This window comes from Zavarzinia sp. (assembly GCF_041650655.1).
Lineage (GTDB): Bacteria > Pseudomonadota > Alphaproteobacteria > Zavarziniales > Zavarziniaceae > Zavarzinia.
In genome coordinates this window covers 12350-31108 of the sequence record NZ_JBAZKR010000050.1, presented here as the reverse complement: position 1 = coordinate 31108, position 18759 = coordinate 12350, and the positions used below count along the sequence as shown (strand labels likewise).

Annotated in this window: 19 protein-coding genes; 6 read left to right on the top strand and 13 right to left on the bottom strand. The window is 67.1% G+C overall.

Annotation, left to right across the window (positions count from 1 at the left end):
* From WC493_RS12985 to WC493_RS12970, 4 genes are all read left to right on the top strand, one after another.
* On the top strand, nt 1-611 hold a 611-nt coding region (locus WC493_RS12985), incomplete at its 5' end, for a tetratricopeptide repeat protein (protein WP_373065950.1).
* Nucleotides 608-1957 carry a PQQ-binding-like beta-propeller repeat protein gene (locus WC493_RS12980; RefSeq protein WP_373065949.1) on the top strand — a complete coding sequence of 450 codons (1350 nt, stop codon included), beginning with the start codon at nt 608-610 and terminating at the stop codon, nt 1955-1957. The genes WC493_RS12985 and WC493_RS12980, both read left to right, overlap by 4 nt.
* Nucleotides 1958-2029: 72 nt before the next feature.
* Nucleotides 2030-3445: a ribosome biogenesis GTPase Der gene (gene der, locus WC493_RS12975; protein ID WP_373065948.1), complete on the top strand. Its 1416-nt coding sequence runs from the start codon at nt 2030-2032 to the stop codon at nt 3443-3445.
* Nucleotides 3446-3520: 75 nt separating this feature from the next.
* The gene (locus WC493_RS12970) at nt 3521-4411 is read left to right on the top strand and encodes a hypothetical protein (protein WP_373065947.1); all 891 of its coding nucleotides are present in this window, start codon (nt 3521-3523) and stop codon (nt 4409-4411) included.
* On the opposite strand, the gene cysE is transcribed toward WC493_RS12970, so the two are convergent.
* The 13 genes from cysE to rpsF form a co-directional block, all read right to left on the bottom strand.
* Nucleotides 4412-5266 (bottom strand): serine O-acetyltransferase, encoded by an 855-nt coding sequence (gene cysE, locus WC493_RS12965; protein WP_373065946.1) that lies wholly within the window; start codon nt 5264-5266, stop codon nt 4412-4414. It lies immediately after the preceding gene.
* A 23-nt stretch (nt 5267-5289) separates the two neighbouring features.
* Nucleotides 5290-6012 carry an SDR family NAD(P)-dependent oxidoreductase gene (locus tag WC493_RS12960; RefSeq protein ID WP_373065945.1) on the bottom strand — a complete coding sequence of 241 codons (723 nt, stop codon included), beginning with the start codon at nt 6010-6012 and terminating at the stop codon, nt 5290-5292.
* Between the two features lie 4 nt (nt 6013-6016).
* Nucleotides 6017-7465: an amidophosphoribosyltransferase gene (purF, locus tag WC493_RS12955; RefSeq protein ID WP_373065944.1), complete on the bottom strand. Its 1449-nt coding sequence runs from the start codon at nt 7463-7465 to the stop codon at nt 6017-6019.
* 14 nt (nt 7466-7479) lie between these two features.
* Entirely contained in the window at nt 7480-8265 is a 786-nt protein-coding gene (locus tag WC493_RS12950) for a CvpA family protein (protein ID WP_373065943.1), read from the bottom strand.
* 2 nt (nt 8266-8267) lie between these two features.
* Nucleotides 8268-9677 carry a DNA repair protein RadA gene (gene radA, locus WC493_RS12945; RefSeq protein WP_373065942.1) on the bottom strand — a complete coding sequence of 470 codons (1410 nt, stop codon included), beginning with the start codon at nt 9675-9677 and terminating at the stop codon, nt 8268-8270.
* Nucleotides 9677-10450 (bottom strand): ABC transporter ATP-binding protein, encoded by a 774-nt coding sequence (locus WC493_RS12940; RefSeq protein WP_373065941.1) that lies wholly within the window; start codon nt 10448-10450, stop codon nt 9677-9679. Before WC493_RS12940 ends, radA begins: the two co-directional genes overlap by 1 nt.
* A complete protein-coding gene (locus WC493_RS12935) occupies nt 10447-11223 on the bottom strand; it encodes an MlaE family ABC transporter permease (protein ID WP_373065940.1) in 777 nt (258 codons plus the stop codon). The genes WC493_RS12940 and WC493_RS12935 overlap by 4 nt, the downstream gene beginning before the upstream one ends.
* Nucleotides 11220-12335, bottom strand: coding sequence for an alanine racemase (gene alr, locus WC493_RS12930; RefSeq protein WP_373065939.1), 1116 nt, complete (start codon nt 12333-12335; stop codon nt 11220-11222). The genes WC493_RS12935 and alr overlap by 4 nt, the downstream gene beginning before the upstream one ends.
* Nucleotides 12322-13833, bottom strand: a complete 1512-nt coding sequence (locus WC493_RS12925) for a replicative DNA helicase (protein WP_373065938.1) — start codon at nt 13831-13833, stop codon at nt 12322-12324. Before WC493_RS12925 ends, alr begins: the two co-directional genes overlap by 14 nt.
* Nucleotides 13834-13935: 102 nt before the next feature.
* Nucleotides 13936-15168 carry a class I SAM-dependent methyltransferase gene (locus WC493_RS12920; protein ID WP_373065937.1) on the bottom strand — a complete coding sequence of 411 codons (1233 nt, stop codon included), beginning with the start codon at nt 15166-15168 and terminating at the stop codon, nt 13936-13938.
* Between the two features lie 219 nt (nt 15169-15387).
* A complete protein-coding gene (rplI, locus tag WC493_RS12915; RefSeq protein ID WP_373065936.1) occupies nt 15388-15939 on the bottom strand; it encodes a 50S ribosomal protein L9 in 552 nt (183 codons plus the stop codon).
* Between the two features lie 12 nt (nt 15940-15951).
* A complete protein-coding gene (gene rpsR, locus WC493_RS12910) occupies nt 15952-16221 on the bottom strand; it encodes a 30S ribosomal protein S18 (protein ID WP_373065935.1) in 270 nt (89 codons plus the stop codon).
* A complete protein-coding gene (gene rpsF / locus WC493_RS12905) occupies nt 16218-16637 on the bottom strand; it encodes a 30S ribosomal protein S6 (RefSeq protein ID WP_373065934.1) in 420 nt (139 codons plus the stop codon). Before rpsF ends, rpsR begins: the two co-directional genes overlap by 4 nt.
* 236 nt (nt 16638-16873) lie before the next feature.
* On the opposite strand from rpsF, the gene fabD reads away from it, so the two are divergent.
* The gene (fabD, locus tag WC493_RS12900) at nt 16874-17818 is read left to right on the top strand and encodes an ACP S-malonyltransferase (protein ID WP_373065933.1); all 945 of its coding nucleotides are present in this window, start codon (nt 16874-16876) and stop codon (nt 17816-17818) included.
* Nucleotides 17819-17829: 11 nt separating this feature from the next.
* Nucleotides 17830-18570, top strand: a complete 741-nt coding sequence (gene fabG / locus WC493_RS12895; protein ID WP_373065932.1) for a 3-oxoacyl-[acyl-carrier-protein] reductase — start codon at nt 17830-17832, stop codon at nt 18568-18570.
* Nucleotides 18571-18759 lie beyond the last annotated feature (189 nt).

Genomic DNA, 18759 nt, shown 5'->3' with positions numbered 1-18759 from the left:
GCATCGCCATTCTGGTCGGCATCGGCGGCTATATCGCGTGGCGCAGCTACAGCGAATCGAAGCTGAACGAGAATGCCCACGCCCTGGCGGCGGCGGCCCAACTCCTGACCGAGAAGAAGCCGGCCGACGCGGCCAAGGCCTTCGCCGCCCTGGCCGAGCAGGCGGGCGGCGCCTACGGCGATTTCGCCCGGCTGGACGGGGCGGCGGCATCCTTCGATGCCGGCGACATCCCGGGCGCCGTCGCCCTCTACGACAAGGTGGCGGAATCGGCGGGCGATCCTTCGCTGGCGGCCCTGGCGCGCGTTCTCGCAGTGCAGGCCCTGTTCGATTCGGCCAAGCCCGAGGAACTGGACCGCCGGCTCGACGTGGTCGGGGCCGAGGCCGGATTCGCACCTCTGGTGAAGGAATTGCGGGCCTATGTCCGTTTGAAGGCAGGGGCTGCCGACGATGCTCGCCGTCTTTTGGCCGAACTCGTCGACGATGCTGCCGCACCGTCGCGGTTGAAGAATCGCGCACAGGAAGTTCTTGATGCACTGGGCGGCCCGCTTCCTGCGGCGGCTCCGGCCAACCCGTCCGATCAACCGTCCGGTACCGAGGGGCAGCGTCCATGATCGCAGTCCGTAGTTTCAGCCGCCCCGCGGCCGCCCTGCTGCTGAGCAGCCTGCTGGGTGCCTGTTCGACTTTCGACAGTATCAATCCCTTCTCGTCGGGTCCGGCCCAGCGGGTCGAGGGCGAGCGCATTTCGGTGCTGGCCGACCAGTCGCCGGACGTCCAGCCCGATCCGGCGCTGGCCGGCGTCGCGGTCCAACTCCCGCCGCCCTATGCCAACCCGGAATGGCCGCAGCCCGGCGGCTATCCGGCCCATGCCATGTATCACCTGATGGTGGGCCAGGACCTCAAGGTCGCCTGGACCGCCGATGCCGGCAGCGGCGATTCCGCCGACACCCGCCTGGTCGCCCAGCCGGTGGTCACCACCGATTCGATCTATGTCCTCGACACCAGCGCCCATGTGAATGCGCTGAGCCTCGACGGCAAGCGGCGCTGGAGCGTCAGCCTGCAGCCAGAGGACGAGGACTCGGCGACCGGCTATTTCGGCGGCGTCGCCTATGACGACGGCAAGGTCTACGCCACCACCGGCTACGGCGACGTCTTCGCCCTGAACGCGGCCGACGGCAAGGTGATCTGGAAGCGCTCGATCGGCATTCCGTTCCGCTCCGGCCCGACCGTGAACGGCGGTCGCGTCTTCGGCATCACCCAGGACAACCAGCTTTTCGCACTCTCGACCGACAACGGCGACGTGCTGTGGAACCATGTCGGTATCTCGGAGAGCGCCGCCTTCCTCGGCGCGTCGAGCGCCGCCGTGGCGGGCGAGGCCGTGGTGGTTCCCTTCTCCTCTGGCGAGCTCTTCGCGCTTCGCGTCGAGAACGGTCGCGTGGTCTGGTCGGACAACCTGATCCGCACCGGCGCGACGACGCCGATCGCCGCGCTGAACGACATCCGTGGCCAGGTCGTGATCGACCGCGGCGACGTCTTCGCGACCAGCCATGCGGGTTCCACCGTGGGCATCGAGCTGCGCACCGGCTCCCGCCTGTGGGATCGCTCCATCGGCTCCAGCAACACGCCCTGGGCCGGCGGCGACTACATCTATCTCGTCTCGGACGACAACGCCCTGATCTGCCTGACCCGGGCCGACGGCCGCGTGCGCTGGGTGACCCAGCTCGCTCGCTACGAGGACGAGAAGGACAAGAGCGGCGTCGTCTCCTGGTCGGGTCCCGTGCTGGCCGGCGATCGCCTGCTGGTGGCCTCCAATACCGGGGTGATGACCGCGGTCTCGCCCTATACCGGTGACGTGCTGGGTTCGATTCAGCTCCCGGGCAAGACGGTGATCACCCCCGTCGTCGCCAACGGCACCGTCTATGTGCTGACCTCGAACGGGACGCTCGTCGCCATCCGCTGAGGAACGCATCGACTTTCGCACGGCACGCGGGACGACCCGCGTGCCGTTTGCATTTGAACGGAGGGAGACCCGATGGTCTCGGAACAGGCCCGTCTGCGGATTGCCATCGTCGGCCGGCCCAATGTCGGCAAGTCGACGTTGTTCAACCGCCTGGTCGGCAAGAAGCTTGCCCTGGTGGACGACACGCCGGGCGTCACGCGCGACCGCCGCGAGGGCGACGGCCGGCTGGGCGACCTTACGTTCTCGGTCTTCGACACCGCGGGGTTCGAGGATGCGGTCGACGATTCGATGGAAGGCCGTATGCGTCGCCAGACGGAACGGGCCATTGCCGATTCGGACCTCGTGTTGTTCCTCTTCGACGCCAGGGCGGGTGTAACCCCCCTCGACCTTGCGTTCTCGCGCCTGCTGCGCCGGACCTCGACGCCGATCGTGGTCTGCGCCAACAAGGCCGAGGGCAAGGAGGGCCAGATCGGCGCCACCGGGGCCTGGGAACTCGGCCTCGGCGAAGCCGTCAACCTGTCGGCCGAACATGGCGACGGCATGCTCGACCTCTATGAGACGATCGTCGACCGCCTGCAAGCCGCGGGCAAGGACCCCTATGCCGGCGAGGACGACGAGGACGGGGGGGAGGGCGAAGGTGCCTTCGATCCGGACGCCGAAGTGGTCGAGGACCCGGAAAAGCCGCTCCGCGTCGCCGTCGTCGGTCGGCCCAATGTCGGCAAGTCGAGCCTGATCAACCGCCTGCTCGGCGAGGACCGGATGATCACCGGGCCCGAGGCCGGACTCACCCGCGATTCGGTCTCGGTCGCCTGGGAATGGCAAGGCCGGCCCATCAAGCTGTTCGACACCGCCGGCCTCCGCAAGAAGGCCCGGGTCGAGAGCAAGCTCGAGAAGCTTTCGGTCGGCGACACGATCCGCGCCGTGAAATTCGCCGAGGTGGTGATTCTGATGATCGACGCCGTGCAGGGCATCGACCGGCAGGACCTCGTGATCGCCGACCGTGCACTCTACGAGGGGCGGGCGCTGATGGTCGCCTTGAACAAGTGGGATGCGGTCGAAGACCACAACAAGACCCTGGCGGACCTCAAGGAAAAGCTGGAAATCCACCTGCCGCAGGTGCGCGGTCTGCCGGTCGTCACGATCTCGGCGAAATCCGGCCGTGGCCTCGACAAGCTGATGCCCGCCGCCCTCTCGATCTATGCCAAGTGGAACCGCCGCGTCCCCACCGCGAAGCTGAACCGCTGGCTCTCGGAAGCGACCGAACGGCATCCGGCCCCGGCGGTCGGCGGGCGCCGTCTGCGTCCGCGCTACATGACCGAGGTGAAGGCCCGGCCGCCGACCTTCGCCCTGTTCATGAACCGCCCGGGTGAACTGCCGGATTCCTATTCCCGTTACCTGATGAACGGGCTCCGCGAAGCCTTCGACATGGAAGGCGTCGTCGTCCGCCTGAGCCTCCGCAAGAACGAGAATCCTTACGACGACGATTGATCGGACTTTACAAGTGGTCCTTGTGAAGCTCGACCCCGCTGTGCACGATAGTTGCGTTTCTGCCGGCGGGACTCGATGAATTCGGATTTGTGGCTGTATTTCGTGACGACGAACTGGCCGCCCCTGGCGCCGACCTGGATGCTGGTGGGCCTCGGCGGGGGGATCGGAATCCGGCTGATCCGCTGGCCGCGGCTGCTCGGGCGGTTCGGTTTCGCGGGCATCGCATTACCGATTTTTCTGGCTGCCGCCGCTTCCAATTATCTCGTGGCGGACTTCCCTGACGCCTTTCTGGCGGGGCGCCTGTGGCTTCCGATGGCGGTCTGGACGTTCGCCATCTTTGTGCTGGCGGTCGCCTTCGGCGCCGCGGCGGGGGCCCGTGCACGCGACGCCTTCCAGCGGAGTTGGCCGGCAGCGCTGGCCCTGATTCCGGTGGCCGGAGTCGCTCTGTTCTTATGGCCGTCCAGGGTGGAACGGGGAGCGCGTCTGCCGGATGCTGTGCAGGGGCCATTCGGCATCCTGTCGAGCCTGGCCTTTGTCGCCGTCACCGTTCTGTTCGGCTACACCGGCTCCACGGTGCAGCACGACGTGTCGCTGCGGGTTCAGTCCGAATTGGACTTTCAGATCGCCAACATGAGGCTGAATGTGCAGTTGCGAGGATTGCACGCCGTGATGGACGATATAGCCCATTCGATCCACGGTCCGATCCCGGTCGACACCGTGACAACTCTCGTCGAGGTCCGGGCCGAAGACAGCCGGCTTCGCTTCGATTATTCCGTCAGCGCGCCGCCCGGCGCCGTCGACCGGGAACATTTGGCGAAGCGGGTCCATGATGACAATTGCAGGGACCGGTCGATCAGGGCCCTGATGGATCTCGGTGCGACGATCGAACGGCACTACTATTCGACCGAGGGCCTGACCGACTTGACCTTCGCGACCACTATCGCGGACTGCGTCGAAAACCTCTAGTCAGCGCCCGTCTTCCGGCAATTCGTGATCCATGGAGAGGGCGGGGGCGCCTTCCTTGCACCAGCCGACGATGCGGGCCGGGATGCCGGCCACGGTGGCGCAGGGTGGCACGTCGTGCAGCACCACGCTGCCGGCGCGGACCTTGGGGTTGCGGCCGATCTCGATATTGCCGAGCACGATGGCGCCGGCCGAGAGCAGCACGCCGTCACGCACCTTGGGATGGCGGTCGCCCGATTCCTTGCCTGTGCCGCCGAGCGTCACCTTCTGCAGGATCGAGACGTCGTTGCCGATCGAGGCGGTCTCGCCCACGACGAGGCCGGTGCCGTGGTCGAGCATCACGCCGCGGCCGACCGGGGCGGCCGGATGGATGTCGACCGCGAAGACTTCGGACCCCCGGCTCTGGAAGAACAGGGCGGCGTCGTGCCGCCCGGCATTCCACAGGTGATGGGCGATCCGGTGCATCTGCAGGGCCTGGAAGCCCTTGAAGAAGAGGAAGGGATGGGCGGCGCCCTTGACCGCCGGGTCACGCGCCAGGATGGCGGCGAGGTCGGCTTCCGCGGCGCGGGCGATGTCGGGCTCGGTCGCCACCGCTTCGGCCACCAGGTCGGCGACGACGTCGCGCGGTGTCATCTCGCAGGCCGATTTGTCGGCCAGCATGGCGCCGAGGGCAGCGGCGAAATCGGGCTTGCCCAGGATCCAGTGGCGGGCGAGGCGGGTCAGCAGCGGCTCATGGGCGGCGATCGCGGCGGCATGATCGACCAGGGCGCGCCACACGTCGTCCGGCGCGCCGGGCCCCCGCGCTTCACGTGAAGGCAGGGGAAAGGGGGCGACACTCTGCACGGATTCGAGCGGCATGATCGGCCTCTGCAGATGGGCGGTCAGGGCCGATGATAGCGCACAATCTCGCCGTGGCGCGTTTCTTCTGGACGCGCCAGTTCGACGAAGAGGGGCGCCACGTCGGCCGGTTTGGGCAATAGCTCCTTGTCCTCGCCGGGGAAGGCCTTGGCGCGCATGCCGGTGTCGATCGGCCCGGGCGAGAGCAGGTTGACCCGAAGGCTGGTCGAAGCCGTCTCCGCCGCATAGGTCTTGACCAGGGCGTCCAGGGCGGCCTTGGAGGCGCCGTAGCCGCCCCAATAGGCCTGGTTCTTCGAGGCCGCACCCGAGGTCACGAAGATCGCCCTTCCGGCGTCGCCGGCGCGCAGCAGGGGATCGAGCGAGCGGATCAGGCGCCAGTTGGCGGTCACGTTGATCGCCATCAGGCTGTCCCAATCCTTGGGTGGCAGATGGGCGAGGGGCGAGATCAGGCCGAGCACGCCCGCATTGGAGACCAGGATGTCGAGCTTGCCCCAGCGCTGGAAGATGGCGCCGCCGAGCCGGTCGATCCCCTCGACGTCCTTGAGGTCGAGCGGCACCAGGGTCGACGGCTTGCCGCCTTCGGACTGGATCAGGTCGTCCAATTCCTCGAGCGCGCCGGAGGTCCGCGCGAGCAGGATGAGATCGGCGCCGGCGGCGGCATAGGCCCGGGCCACGGCCCAGCCGATGCCACGCGACGCGCCGGTGATCAGGGCGAGCCGCCCTGCCAGGGGTTTCGCTTGAGTCATGAACTCAGCCGGCGGCGCGGCGGCGGCGCGACTGGTCCTCGTCGCCGCCCCAATGGTCGGTCAGGGAGATCGGATAATCGCCGGTGAAACAGGCGTCGCAGAACTGGGGGCTGTCCGGGTTGCGGCGGACTTCGCCCATGGCGCGATAGAGCCCGTCCATCGAGATGAAGGCGAGGCTGTCGGCCTGGATGAATTTGCGCATCCCCTCGACGTCGTGGCTCGCGGCCAGGAGCTGGCTCCGTTCCGGCGTGTCGACGCCGTAGAAGCAGGAATGGGTGGTCGGCGGGCTGGCGATCCGCATGTGCACTTCGGTGGCGCCGGCGTCGCGCACCATCTGCACGATCTTCAGCGAGGTGGTGCCGCGCACGATCGAATCGTCGACCAGGATGACGCGCTTGCCCTGAAGCTGCGGGCGGTTCGCATTGTGCTTCAGCTTGACGCCCAGGTTGCGGATCTGCTGGGTCGGCTCGATGAAGGTGCGGCCCACATAGTGGTTGCGGATGATGCCGAGCTCGAAGGGAATGCCGGCTTCGGCGGCATAGCCGATCGAGGCGGGCACGCCCGAATCCGGCACCGGGATCACCACATCGGCCGGCAGCCCGCTCTCGCGCGCCAGTTCGGCGCCGATCTGCTTGCGCACGTCGTAGACCGAACGGCCTTCGACCACGGAATCGGGCCGGGCGAAATAGATGTGCTCGAAGATGCAGAAGCGCGGCTTCAGGGTAGTGAAGGGCTTCAGCGAGCGGATGCCCTCGTCGGAGACGATGACGATCTCGCCAGGTTCGACGTCGCGCACGAAATCGGCGCCGATGATGTCCAGGGCACAGGTCTCGGAGGCGAAAACCATGGCGCCGTCGTCGAGTCGGCCCATGACGAGCGGGCGCACGCCGAGCGGATCGCGCATGCCCATCATCATGCCCTCGGTCAGGGCGACCAGGCTGTAGGCGCCTTCGATCTGGTTCAGGGCGTCGATCAGGCGGTCGATCTCGCCGCCCTTGGAGGAGGTGGCGACGAGATGGAGGATCACCTCGGTGTCCGAGGTCGACTGGAAGATGCAGCCTTCCTTGACCAGCCGGCGGCGCAGCGCCATGGCGTTGGTCAGATTGCCGTTATGGGCGATGGCGAGGCCGCCGAAGGCCAGATCGGCGAAAAGCGGCTGGACGTTGCGCAGGATGGTGGCGCCGAAAGTGGCGTAGCGGACGTGGCCGATGGCGGCATAGCCCGACAGTTCGGCCATCACGCGGTCGGATTCGAAGACATCCCCGACATGGCCCATGGCACGGTGGGCGGTGAAGCGCGCCCCGTCGAAGGCGACGATCCCGGCCGCCTCCTGGCCGCGATGCTGGAGCGCATGCAGGCCGAGTGCGACATGGCGTGCGGCTTCGGCATGACGGTAGATGCCGAAAATGCCGCATTCCTCACGCAGATGGTCGTCGTCGAAAGGGGTTGTCACGTAACCCGCCTCCTTCAGTTCGATGGTGTCACGCCGACGCTGTTGACCAGGCGGTTGAAGTCGTTCACCTGATCCTGCGAATAGCTGGTCTCGCGCGCCTTCGCTGGCAAGGCCTTTGGCGGAATGGCGCCCTGCGGCCCAGGCGTGGCTGGCGGGGTTACCGCGGGGGCCGGGGCCGCCGGTGCCAGGATGGCCGGTGCCGCCCCCGGGGCGAGCGGGCCGAGCGCCGGAGCCAGGTCCTGCAGCGCCCTGGCGCCGTTCATCATGGCACCGCCCTGGTTCTGCAGGCGGGTCAGGGCTTCCTCGCTGCGCAGTTCTTGCGGTAGCAGGCCGAACACGACTTCGGCGCCGGCGCGGATGATGGGCAGGGTCTTGGCGTCGCGCATCCAGGCCGGATCTTCCGGCTCGCGCACCAGGTTGGTCACCACCAGATAGGCGATCGAGACGACGGCGAGGCCGCGCAGGATGCCGAAGGCAAAGCCCAGCGTGCGGTCGAGCGGTCCGACCGCGCTGCTCTGCACCCGGCTGGCCACGACATGGGTCACGATCGAATAGACCAGGAGCGAGACCAGGAAGGGCGCGCCGACGGCGATCGCCATGGCGAGCGTCTCGTTGCCCGTCGCCTGGATCGCAAAGGGGCGCACCTTGTCATAGAGGTAGAGGGCGGTGAAGGCAGCGCCCACCCAGGCGGCGATCGACAGCACTTCGCGCGTGAAGCCGCGGAAGAAGGCGAAGAGCGCGGACAGGACGACGAGCGCGATGACCACCCCGTCGACGATGTTGAAGGGCAGATCCGACATGATCAGCGATTCCTCGGAGGGCGGCCAGTAGTGACTCCCACCTCATCTCCTACTAGGCGTTGGACCATGTCCGCAAGTCGAGAGATCTCCGTAATGCCGGCGGAGCCCGCTCGTTTTGCCCCACCGGCCGGGACGATCGCCCGGTCGAAACCCAATTTGACCGCTTCCTTGAGCCGCGCCTCGGCCTGGGTGACGGGGCGGACCTCGCCCGTCAGGCCGATTTCGCCGAATACTACCATGTTTCGCGGCAACGCAATATCGGCCAGGGCGGACACAAGGGCGGCCGCCACGGCGAGATCGGCGCCCGGCTCGGCGATGCGAAGCCCGCCGGCGACATTGAGATAGACGTCCCGCGGCCCGAAGGAAATGCCGCAGCGTGCCTCCAGCACCGCCATCACCATGGCGAGGCGGCCCGAGTCCCAGCCGATCACGGCGCGCCGGGGCGTGCCGAGCGCGCTCGGTGCCACCAGGGCCTGGATCTCGACGAGGAGGGGCCGTGTGCCCTCGATGCCGGCGAAGACGGCGGTGCCGGAGACGTCCTCCTGCCGTTCGCCCAGAAAGATGGCGGACGGGTTGGGCACCTGGGAAAGGCCGGCGTCGGTCATCTCGAAGACGCCGATCTCGTCGGTCGGGCCGAAGCGGTTCTTGACCGCGCGCAGGATGCGGAACTGGTGGCTCCGCTCGCCCTCGAAATAGAGCACGGTGTCGACCATGTGCTCGACCACCCGGGGGCCGGCGATCTGGCCATCCTTGGTGACATGGCCGACCAGGATCACGGTGACGCCCTTCCGCTTGGCGTAGCGGACCAGTTCACCGGCCACGGCGCGCACCTGGGAGACGGTACCGGGGGCCGATTCGATATTCTCGGCGAACATGGTCTGGATCGAGTCGATGACCACGACCTCGACCCGTCCGGCGGCGTCGAGTGCGGCGAGAATGTCGCCGAGGCCGGTCTCGGCGAGCAGCTTCACCGGCGCGTCGCCGAGGCCGAGGCGCCCGGCGCGCAGCCGCACCTGGTCGATCGCTTCTTCGCCCGAGATATAGGCGCAGGCACGCCCGGCGCGGCCGAGAGCGGCGACGACCTGGAGCAGGATCGTGGACTTGCCGATGCCAGGGTCGCCGCCGACCAGAAGGGCGGAGCCCGGCACCAGGCCGCCGCCGGCGACGCGGTCGAATTCATCGATGCCAGAGGGCAGGCGGGGCGGCGGTGCTTCTCCCCCGCGGAGGTCGGTGAATTCCGGGGCCCGCGACTTGCGCCGGCTGGCCTTGGCGTCGAGCCCACCGGGCAACGCGCTGGGTAGCGCTTCCTCGACGATGGAATTCCAGGCACCGCAGGCTTCGCAGCGCCCGGACCACTTGCGCGCCGCGGCGCCGCAGGCCTGGCAGACCCAGGACTCGGTTGCCTTGGCCATCAGGGTTTCAGGATATCCATGGTGATCGGGCCGACGGCCCGGCCATGGATGAATTGGTCGACGTAAGGATTGCCCGAAGCGTCGATCTCGCTCTTGTGGCCGCACCAGATGATCTTGCCGTGATAGATCATCGCCAGGCGGTCGGCGATCTTGCGGGCGGAGGCCATGTCGTGGGTGATGGTCAGGGTGGTGGCGCCCAGGTCCTTCACGCATTCGACGATCAAGTCGTTGATCACGTCGGCCATGATCGGGTCGAGGCCGGTGGTCGGCTCGTCGAAGAAGATGATCTCCGGCTCGGTCGCTATCGCGCGGGCCAGCGCCACGCGTTTCTGCATACCGCCCGAAAGTTCGGCCGGGAAGAGCTCGCCGACATCTGCCTTCAGGCCGACGCGGCCGAGCTTCTCGATCGCGATTTCCTTCGCCTTGGCCTTCTTCATGCCGCGGCCCTGGATCAGGCCGAAGGCGACGTTCTGCCAGACCTTCATGCTGTCGAACAGGGCGGAGCCCTGGAACAACATGCCGAATTTGGCGAGATAGTCCTCCTTGGCCGAGCCGCGAAGCCCTACGACGTCTTCGCCGTCGACCAGGATGCGGCCCTTGTCCGGGCGGAGCAGGCCGAGCACGCATTTCAGCATCACCGACTTGCCGGTGCCCGAGCCGCCGATGACGACCAGGGATTCACCCCGGCCGACCTCGAGGTCGATGCCGTCCAGCACCTTCTTCGGGCCGAAGTGTTTGACGACGCCGTCGAGTTTCAGTTTCGGCGTGGTCATGACGCGAAGAACAGTTCGGTGATCAGGTAGTTGGCCGCCAGGATCAGGACCGAGGCGGAAACCACCGCATTGGTGGTGGCGGCACCGACGCCCTGGGCGCCGCCCCGGCTGTGATAGCCGTGATAGCAGCCCATGAGCGCCAGGATGAAACCGAAGGCGGCGGCCTTCACCAAGCCCGAGACGACGTCCATCACCTCGAGATAGTCGACGGTCGATTTCAGGTAGGAGCCGTAGTTGAAGCCGAGCTTGCCCGTGCCGACCAGATAGCCGCCCATCACGCCGATGATGTCGGACACGATGACCAGGAGCGGCATGGTCACGGTCGCCGCGATCAAGCGCGGCGCCACCAGATATTTGAACGGGTTGGTCGACAGGGTGGTGAGCGCGTCGATCTGTTCGGTCACCCGCATGGTGCCGAGTTCGGCCGCCATGGCCGCCGATACCCGGCCGGCGACCATGAGGCCGGAGAGCACGGGGCCGAGTTCGCGCGCGATCGCGATCACTACGATGGTGGCGACGGCGTTTTCCGCGTTGAAGCGCGAAGAGCCGATATAGATCTGCAGTGCCAGCACCATGCCGGTGAAGACCGCGGTCATCCCGACCACAGGCAGCGAGAAATAGCCGATCGAGAGCATCTGCCGGCCGATCAGCCCGAGATAGAAGGGGGGGCGCAGGCAGTGCTGCAGGCCGTTGCCGGCGAAGACGGTGAGGCGGCCGACCGCGGCGAAGGCGCCGATGGCTCCCCGGCCGACGAAGGCGATCGGGTTGGTCATGCCGGACGGCCGACGTAATGGCGGGCGAAACGCCGGCCGAGCCGGGTCAGCAGTTCGTAGGAGACCGTGTCCATGGTCTTGGCCACGCGGTCGACGGTCAGCGCGTCGCCGATCAGGGTGATCGCCATGCCCGGCTGGGTCAGGTGTTCCGGCACGTCGGTCACGTCGATGGTCATCAGGTCCATGGAAATGCGCCCCAGGATCGGAATTTCGCGGCCGGCGATCAGGGCGTGGCCCCGGTTGCCCGCGGCCCTCAGGAAGCCGTCGGCATAGCCGACGGCGACCGTCGCCACCCGCGTCGGCCGCGAGACTTGGTGCGCGGCACCGTAGCCAACGGTCTCGGGCCGGTCAATCGCGCGCGTTTGCAGGATACCGGCATCGAGCCGCACCACGGGGTGGAAGCGCATCGCCTGCGACGGGATCGGATTGCCGCCATAGAGGGCAATGCCGGGCCGCACCATGTCGAAGTGATAGTCGGCACCCCACAGCACGCCGGCCGAATTGGCCAGCGCCAGGCGCGGACGCTGTGCCCCCGTGGGCAGGTGGGCGGCGATCTCGACGAAACGGCGGCGCTGCTCCGCGGTCTTCGGGTTGGCGGGATCGTCGGCGCAGGCGAGGTGGCTCATGACGACGTCGAGCCGGATGCCGTCCAGCCGTTCCGGTTCTTCCGCCAGCGTGGCCAGTTCGGCGGCCGAGAGCCCGGTGCGGCACATGCCGGTATCGACATGGAGGGCGGCGGGCAGGGCGCGTCCGGCTTCTCGCGCCTGGGCCGCCCAGGCCGTCATGTCGTGCAGGCTGTTCAAGACCGGGGTGATGCCGTTCGCGGCAAATTCGCCCGCCGTGCCAGGGGGAATGCCGTGCAGCACGAAGACCGTGGCATCGGCCGGCAACAGGGGGCGGAGGGTCAGCGCTTCGGACAGATGGGCGACGAAGAAATTGCGGCAGCCGGCGGCATAAAGGGCGGGGCCGACCCGCGTGGCCCCCGCCGCGGCGGTCGCCGCCGGGCCGGCGATCTTGGCCAGGATCCGCCAGTTGGCGGCGACGGCGTCGAGGTCGATGGTCAGGCGGGTGGTGGCACCGATGGGTCCTTCGACATGCTCAATACTCGGCATCGGGCAGATAATCCTCACGCGCCAGATTCTCGAACAGGGTGAGGGACGGGTCGAAGCGCAGTTTCACGATGCCGATGGAGCCGTGGCGCTGCTTGCCGATGATCACCTCGGCCAGATTATGCACCTTTTCCATCTCGTCTTGCCATGCAGCGTGCTCGGGAGTGCCTTCCCGTGGCTCGCGCCGCATCAGGTAGTATTCCTCGCGGAACACGAACATGACGACGTCCGCGTCCTGCTCGATGGTGCCCGATTCGCGAAGGTCGGAGAGCTGGGGCCGCTTGTCGTCGCGCGATTCGACCTGGCGGGAGAGCTGGGACAGCGCGATCACCGGCACGTCCAGTTCCTTGGCCAGCATTTTGAGCCCGCGGGTGATCTCGGAGATTTCGCCGACCCGGTTCTCGACCCTGGATTTGCCGGAGGGGTTCACGAGCTGGAGATAGTCGACGACGACGAGGCCCAGGCCGAACTGGCGCTTCAGCCGGCGGCAGCGGGTGCGTAGCGCCGAGATGGTGATGCCCGGCGTGTCGTCGATATAGAGCGGCAGGTTCTGCACTTCCTGCGAGGCGCGCACCAGGTGGTGAAACTCGTCCGGTGTCAGCTGGCCGCGGCGGATCTTCTCGGAAACGATGCGCGACTGTTCCGAGAGCATCCGCATGGCGAGCTGTTCGGACGACATTTCGAGACTGAAGAAGGCCACCACGGCGCCTTCGGTGGTCGTCGTCCGGCCCGATTCGTCGCGCGAGAAGCGCGCCGCGCGGGCGGCGTTGAAGGCAATGTTGGTGGCCAGCGCGGTCTTGCCCATGGAGGGGCGGCCGGCCAGGATGATCAGGTCGGAACGGTGCAGCCCGCCCAGCTTCTGGTCGAGGTCGACCAGGCCTGAGGCGACGCCGGTCAGCTTGCCGTCCGACTGGAAGGCGCGCTGGGCCGCCTCGATCGCCTCGGTCAGGCCGTGGCTGAAGGGCATCAGGCCGCCTTCGCGGCTGCCCGATTCGGCGAGCGCGAAGAGCTTGCCTTCGGCGGCCTGGATCTGATCTTCGGCCGGATTGTCGATGTCGGCCTCATAGGCCGTGTTCACGATCTCCTCGCCGACCTGGATGAGCTGGCGCTTCACCGCGTGGTCGTAGATCGCCCGGCCATAGTCGCCGGCATTGATGATGGTCACCGCATTGGCGGCGAGACGGGCGAGATAGGCCGGGCCGCCGATCTCGACCATGGCCGGGTCGCTCTCGAAGAAGGGGCGGAGCGAGACCGGGTTGGCGATCTGCTGGCGCTCGATCAGCTTCACCGCGTGTTCGTAGATCCGCTGGTGCAGCGGCTCGAAGAAATGCTCGGCCAGCAGGAATTCGGAGACTCGGCCGACCGTCTCGTTATTGACCAGTATCGCGCCCAGCAGGGCCTGCTCGGCCTCGATGTTGTGCGGCGGTGTGCGATAGGTCGGGTCGGCCCCGCTGTCGTTCACGGCGATGAGCGGGGTGGCGAGGGGGCGGGCGGTATCCATCGCGGCAGTCTATCCCGGAGCGGTCGCGGGGGGAGGGCTTAAGCGCTCCCGCCCGCGACGATCCCCAGAAATTTCATCCACAGCCTGTGAACGTCGGGGATCTTATTGCGCCGCCGAGCGGTGGCCGAGGGCGGCTTCGGGACCGGCGTTATAAAGATAATCCCGGGTCATGGGGGCGCTCGCCACCGTGTGGCCCATCTGGACCTGGAACACCACCTGGCCGCCGACCCGGAACGAGGCTTCGCAGGAGGCGAGATAGAGGTCCCACATCCGGCAGAAGCGCTCGTCGTAGAGGGCGGCCGCATCGGCCCAGCGGGCACGGAACCGCCGCCGCCATTCCTTCAGTGTCTCGGCATAATGGACGCGGAGCACTTCGACATCGGTCGTCACCAGGCCGCAACGTTCGACCGAAGCCATGAATTCGGAGAGCGCCGGCGTGTAGCCGCCCGGGAAGATATATTTGGCGATGAAGCTGTTGGTCGGGCCGGGTGGGCCGGCGCGGCCGATGGTATGGACCATGGCGAGGCCGTCCGGCGCCAGCAGGTGCTGGATCTTGCCGAAATAGGCGTCGTAGAAGCCGACCCCGACATGTTCGAACATGCCGACCGAAACGATACGGTCGAAGCGGCCCTCGACCTTGCGGTAATCGAGCAGTTCGAATTTCACCCGATCGGCCAAGCCGGCCTTTTCGGCTCTCCCTCGGGCGACGCCGAGCTGTTCGGTCGACAGCGTGACGCCGGTGACATCGACCCCGTAGTCGCGCGCCAGGGTGAGGGCGAGGCCGCCCCAGCCCGAGCCGATGTCGAGCACCCGCATGCCCGGCTGCAACCGCAGCTTGGCCGCGATATGGGCCTTCTTGGCCGCCTGCGCCTCTTCCAGCGTCATGTCCGGGCGGGCGAAATAGGCGCAGGAATACTGCCGGTCGGGGTCCAGGAAGAGATCGTAGAGCGCGCCCGAAAGATCGTAATGGTGGGCCACGTTACGGCGTGCGATATGAGCCAGGTTGCGCTGTTCGAGCGGGCGCAACAGACGGCGCAGGACCGATTTCAGCTTGGCGAGGCCACTCAGCCCCACGCGCTCGAAATTCTCCACCACGACCATGCAGACGTCGTAGAGATCGCCCTCTTCGACGGTAATGCGGCCATCCATATAGGCCTCGGCGAAGCCGAGGCTGGGGTCGATGGCGGCCCTGAACAGGACCGAGCGATCATGCACCCGGAGAGTCGGGGTCGGGCCGCCGCTGCCGTCGCCATAGACATGGCGGCGGCCGCCCGGGTCGATGACCGCAAAGCGGCCGTGGCGGATGACCTTCTTCAACAGCGAATCGAGCAACATCACCACCCCCTGCACATTAAAGGGCGTCTGCCGATGCGGTCTTATGCCGCCTAACGACTGCTCGATTAAAAGTTAACGATTAACATCTGGCAATACGCATTCCTGCAGAGGGCTTGTTCAAAGCGCATGGCGCCTGCCCGGAAAGCGAAAGGCCCGAAAAAGGAAAACCCGGCGCGATCGCTCGCGCCGGGCTTCCGTCGGTGGCCGGAGGCCGCCCGATTACTCTTCGTCGTCGACGACCGGCATCAGGTCTTCGTCGTTCACCACGGCCTCTTCCTCGTGCTCGAAGACCACGGCGCCGGTGGCGGCCTGGACTTCGGCGTCGGCGGCCGAGCGGGCGATGTTGATGTTGACCGTGACCGAGACTTCCGGATGCAGCACGACACGGACCGGGGTCAGGCCGAGGGTCTTGATCGGCTGGCCGAGCATGACCTGGCGGCGGTCGACATGGTAGCCGGCCTCGATCAGGGCGGCGGCGACGTCGCGATTGTTGACCGAGCCGTAGAGCTGGCCGGTGTCACCCGCCTGGCGGACGATGACGACGGTGGCGCCGTCCATCTTCACCGCCACGGCCTCGGCTTCCTTGCGGAGTTCGAGGTTGTGGGCTTCCAGGTGCACGCGCTCCTTCTCGAAGCGGGCCAGGTTTTCCTTGGTGGCGCGCAGCGCCTTCTTCTGCGGCAGCAGGAAGTTGCGGGCGTAGCCGTCGCGAACGCGGACGACGTCGCCCATCTGGCCGAGCTTCTCGACGCGCTGCAGGAGGACGATTTCCATCTGCTCGTCTCCTTACTTCACGATATAGGGCAGCAGCGCCAGGTGGCGTGCGCGCTTGATCGCCTGGGCCAGCTCACGCTGCTTTTTGGCCGACACCGCGGTGATGCGCGACGGCACGATCTTGCCGCGTTCCGAGATGAAACGCTGCAGCAGCTTGACGTCCATATAGTCGATCTTCGGCGCATTCGGGCCCGAGAAGGGGCACGACTTGCGGCGACGGAAGAAGGGACGGCGGGCAGCGCCGCCGGCGGCACCGCCGCCCTGGGAATTACGCTCGCTCATGCTTCAGCTCCGAATTCGTCGCGGTCACCGTAGCCGTCGCGGTCGCGGCGGCGGCCTTCGGTCGCCTCGCGGCGCGCACGCTCTTCGCGGGCGGCCTTCACCTGCATCATGATCGACGGGCCTTCGGCCAGTTCGTCCTTGCGCAGGGTGAGCACGCGGATGATGTCCTCGTTGAGGCGCAGGTTGCGCTCCATCTCGGCGATCGCGGCATGGGGCGCGCGGATGTGCAGAAGCACATAGTGGCCCTTGCGGTTCTTCTTGATCCGGTAGGCGAGGTTGCGCAGGCCCCAGAATTCGCTCTTCAGGACCGTGCCGCCGTTCTCACCGAGAATCCGGGTCAGTTCTTCGACCAGGGTTTCCACCTGCTGGTTGGAAACGTCCTGGCGAGCAATGAAAATATGCTCGTACAGTGTCATGCCACGCTTCTCCTTCTGGCTTTTCGCGGCCCGGAGTCACGGGGGGATCCCGTCGACAGATCGGGCCTAGCCGGCACCATGCCGGCAAGGAGCGTTGGAAGCGCGGCACTATACACAAATCGGCCCCCGGGGCAAGCGGCGCGGCCGGCGTGGGGGCGAGGCCGCTTGACAGGCCTCCAGGACAAGGGCAAACAGCCGCCACTTGGATCTGACGAAAACGATCGGGGCCTACTGCCATGCGTCGTGCCTTCACCTTTCCCGGTCAGGGATCGCAAGCCGTCGGCATGGGCCGCGAACTCTATGACGCCTTCCCGGCGGCGCGCCACGTCTTCGAGGAAGTCGACGAGGCGCTGGGCGAGAAGCTATCGGCGCTGATCTTCGGCGGTCCGGCGGACGACCTGACCCTGACCAGCAACACCCAGCCGGCCCTGATGGCGGTCAGCGTCGCCGCCATGCGCGCGATCGAGGCCGAGGGCGGCAGGAAACTGGCCGAGATGGGCGAATTCGTCGCCGGCCATTCTCTGGGCGAATATTCGGCCCTGGCGGCGGCCGGCGCCATCTCGCTCGGCGATGCGGCGCGGGCGCTCAGGATTCGCGGCCAGGCCATGCAGAAGGCGGTGCCGGTCGGCGTCGGCGCCATGGCGGCGCTGCTCGGGATCGAGCTCGAGGTGGCGGAACAAGCGGCCAAAGAGGCGTCGAGCGGCGGCGAAGTGGTCACTGCTGCGAATGACAACGGCGGCGGCCAGGTGGTGATTTCCGGCCACAAGGCGGCGGTCGAGCGGGCCTCGGTCCTGGCGCTCGAAAAGGGCGCCAAGCGGGCCATGCCGCTGCCCGTGTCCGCCCCCTTCCATTGTCCCCTGATGCAGCCGGCGGCCGACGCCATGGCGGAGGCGCTGGCCAAGATCGAGATCAAGGCGCCCTCCGTCCCGGTGATCGCCAATGTCACGGCGTCGCCGGTGACCGATCCAGGCGAGATCCGCGAGCTCCTGGTCGCCCAGGTGACCGGAGTCGTTCGCTGGCGCGAATCCGTGCTGTGCCTGAAGGCCGAGGGCATCGGCCTGCTGGTCGAAGTGGGGGCGGGCAAGGTATTGTCGGGCTTGGTCAAGCGGATCGACAAGGAATTGGCCTCGGCCGCGGTGAACACGCCGGCCGACGTCGAAGCCTTCCTGAAGACTCTCTGAGGAAAAGCAGCATGTTCGATCTTTCGGGCAAGGCCGCGCTGGTCACCGGCGCATCGGGTGGCATCGGCGCTGCCATCGCCAAGGCGCTGCACGTCAATGGCGCCACCGTCGGCCTGTCGGGCCGCAAGGTGGCCGCTCTCGAATCGCTGGCGGCCGAACTGGGCGGCGAGCGGGTCCATGTGCTGCCCGGCGAACTCTCCGACGGCGCCGCGATCGAGGCTCTGGCCGAACAGGCCGAGGCGGCGCTCGGCAGGATCGACATCCTGGTGAACAATGCCGGCCTCACCCGCGACATGCTGATGATGCGCCTCTCGGACGAGATGTGGGACGAGGTGATCGCGGTCAACCTGACCGGCACCTTCAAGCTCACCCGCGCCGTCTCCAAGGGCATGATGCGGCGGCGCTATGGCCGGATCGTCACCATTACGTCGGTCGTCGGCACCATGGGCAACGCGGGCCAGGCGAATTATGCCGCCTCCAAGGCGGGTCTGGTCGCCATGTCGAAGTCGCTGGCGCAGGAAATCGCCTCCCGCAACGTGACGGTCAATTGTGTCGCACCCGGTTTCATCGCAACGGCGATGACCGACGTGCTGAACGACAAGATCAAGGAAGCTACGCTGGCCAAGATCCCGGCGGGGCGATTCGGCGCGTCCGAGGACGTGGCGGCCGCGGTCGCCTTCCTGGCATCGGCCGAAGCCGGCTACATCACGGGCCAGACCATCCATGTGAACGGCGGCATGGCGATGATTTGATCGCAAAAGCCGCAGTTTTCCGCCTCCTGGCGGCGCTGGCAATGGTCGTGCGATTATGTTAGGAAGCCAGCCGTCGGTAGCCGAAAGCCCGCAGCGGTCGTACCTAGGTCGTCCGCCGTATGGGACCTGGGTGACAGCGGGAAGCCAGCTGCTTCGGGGCATCAACAGACTGGCGTCGAGGCGCCGCGT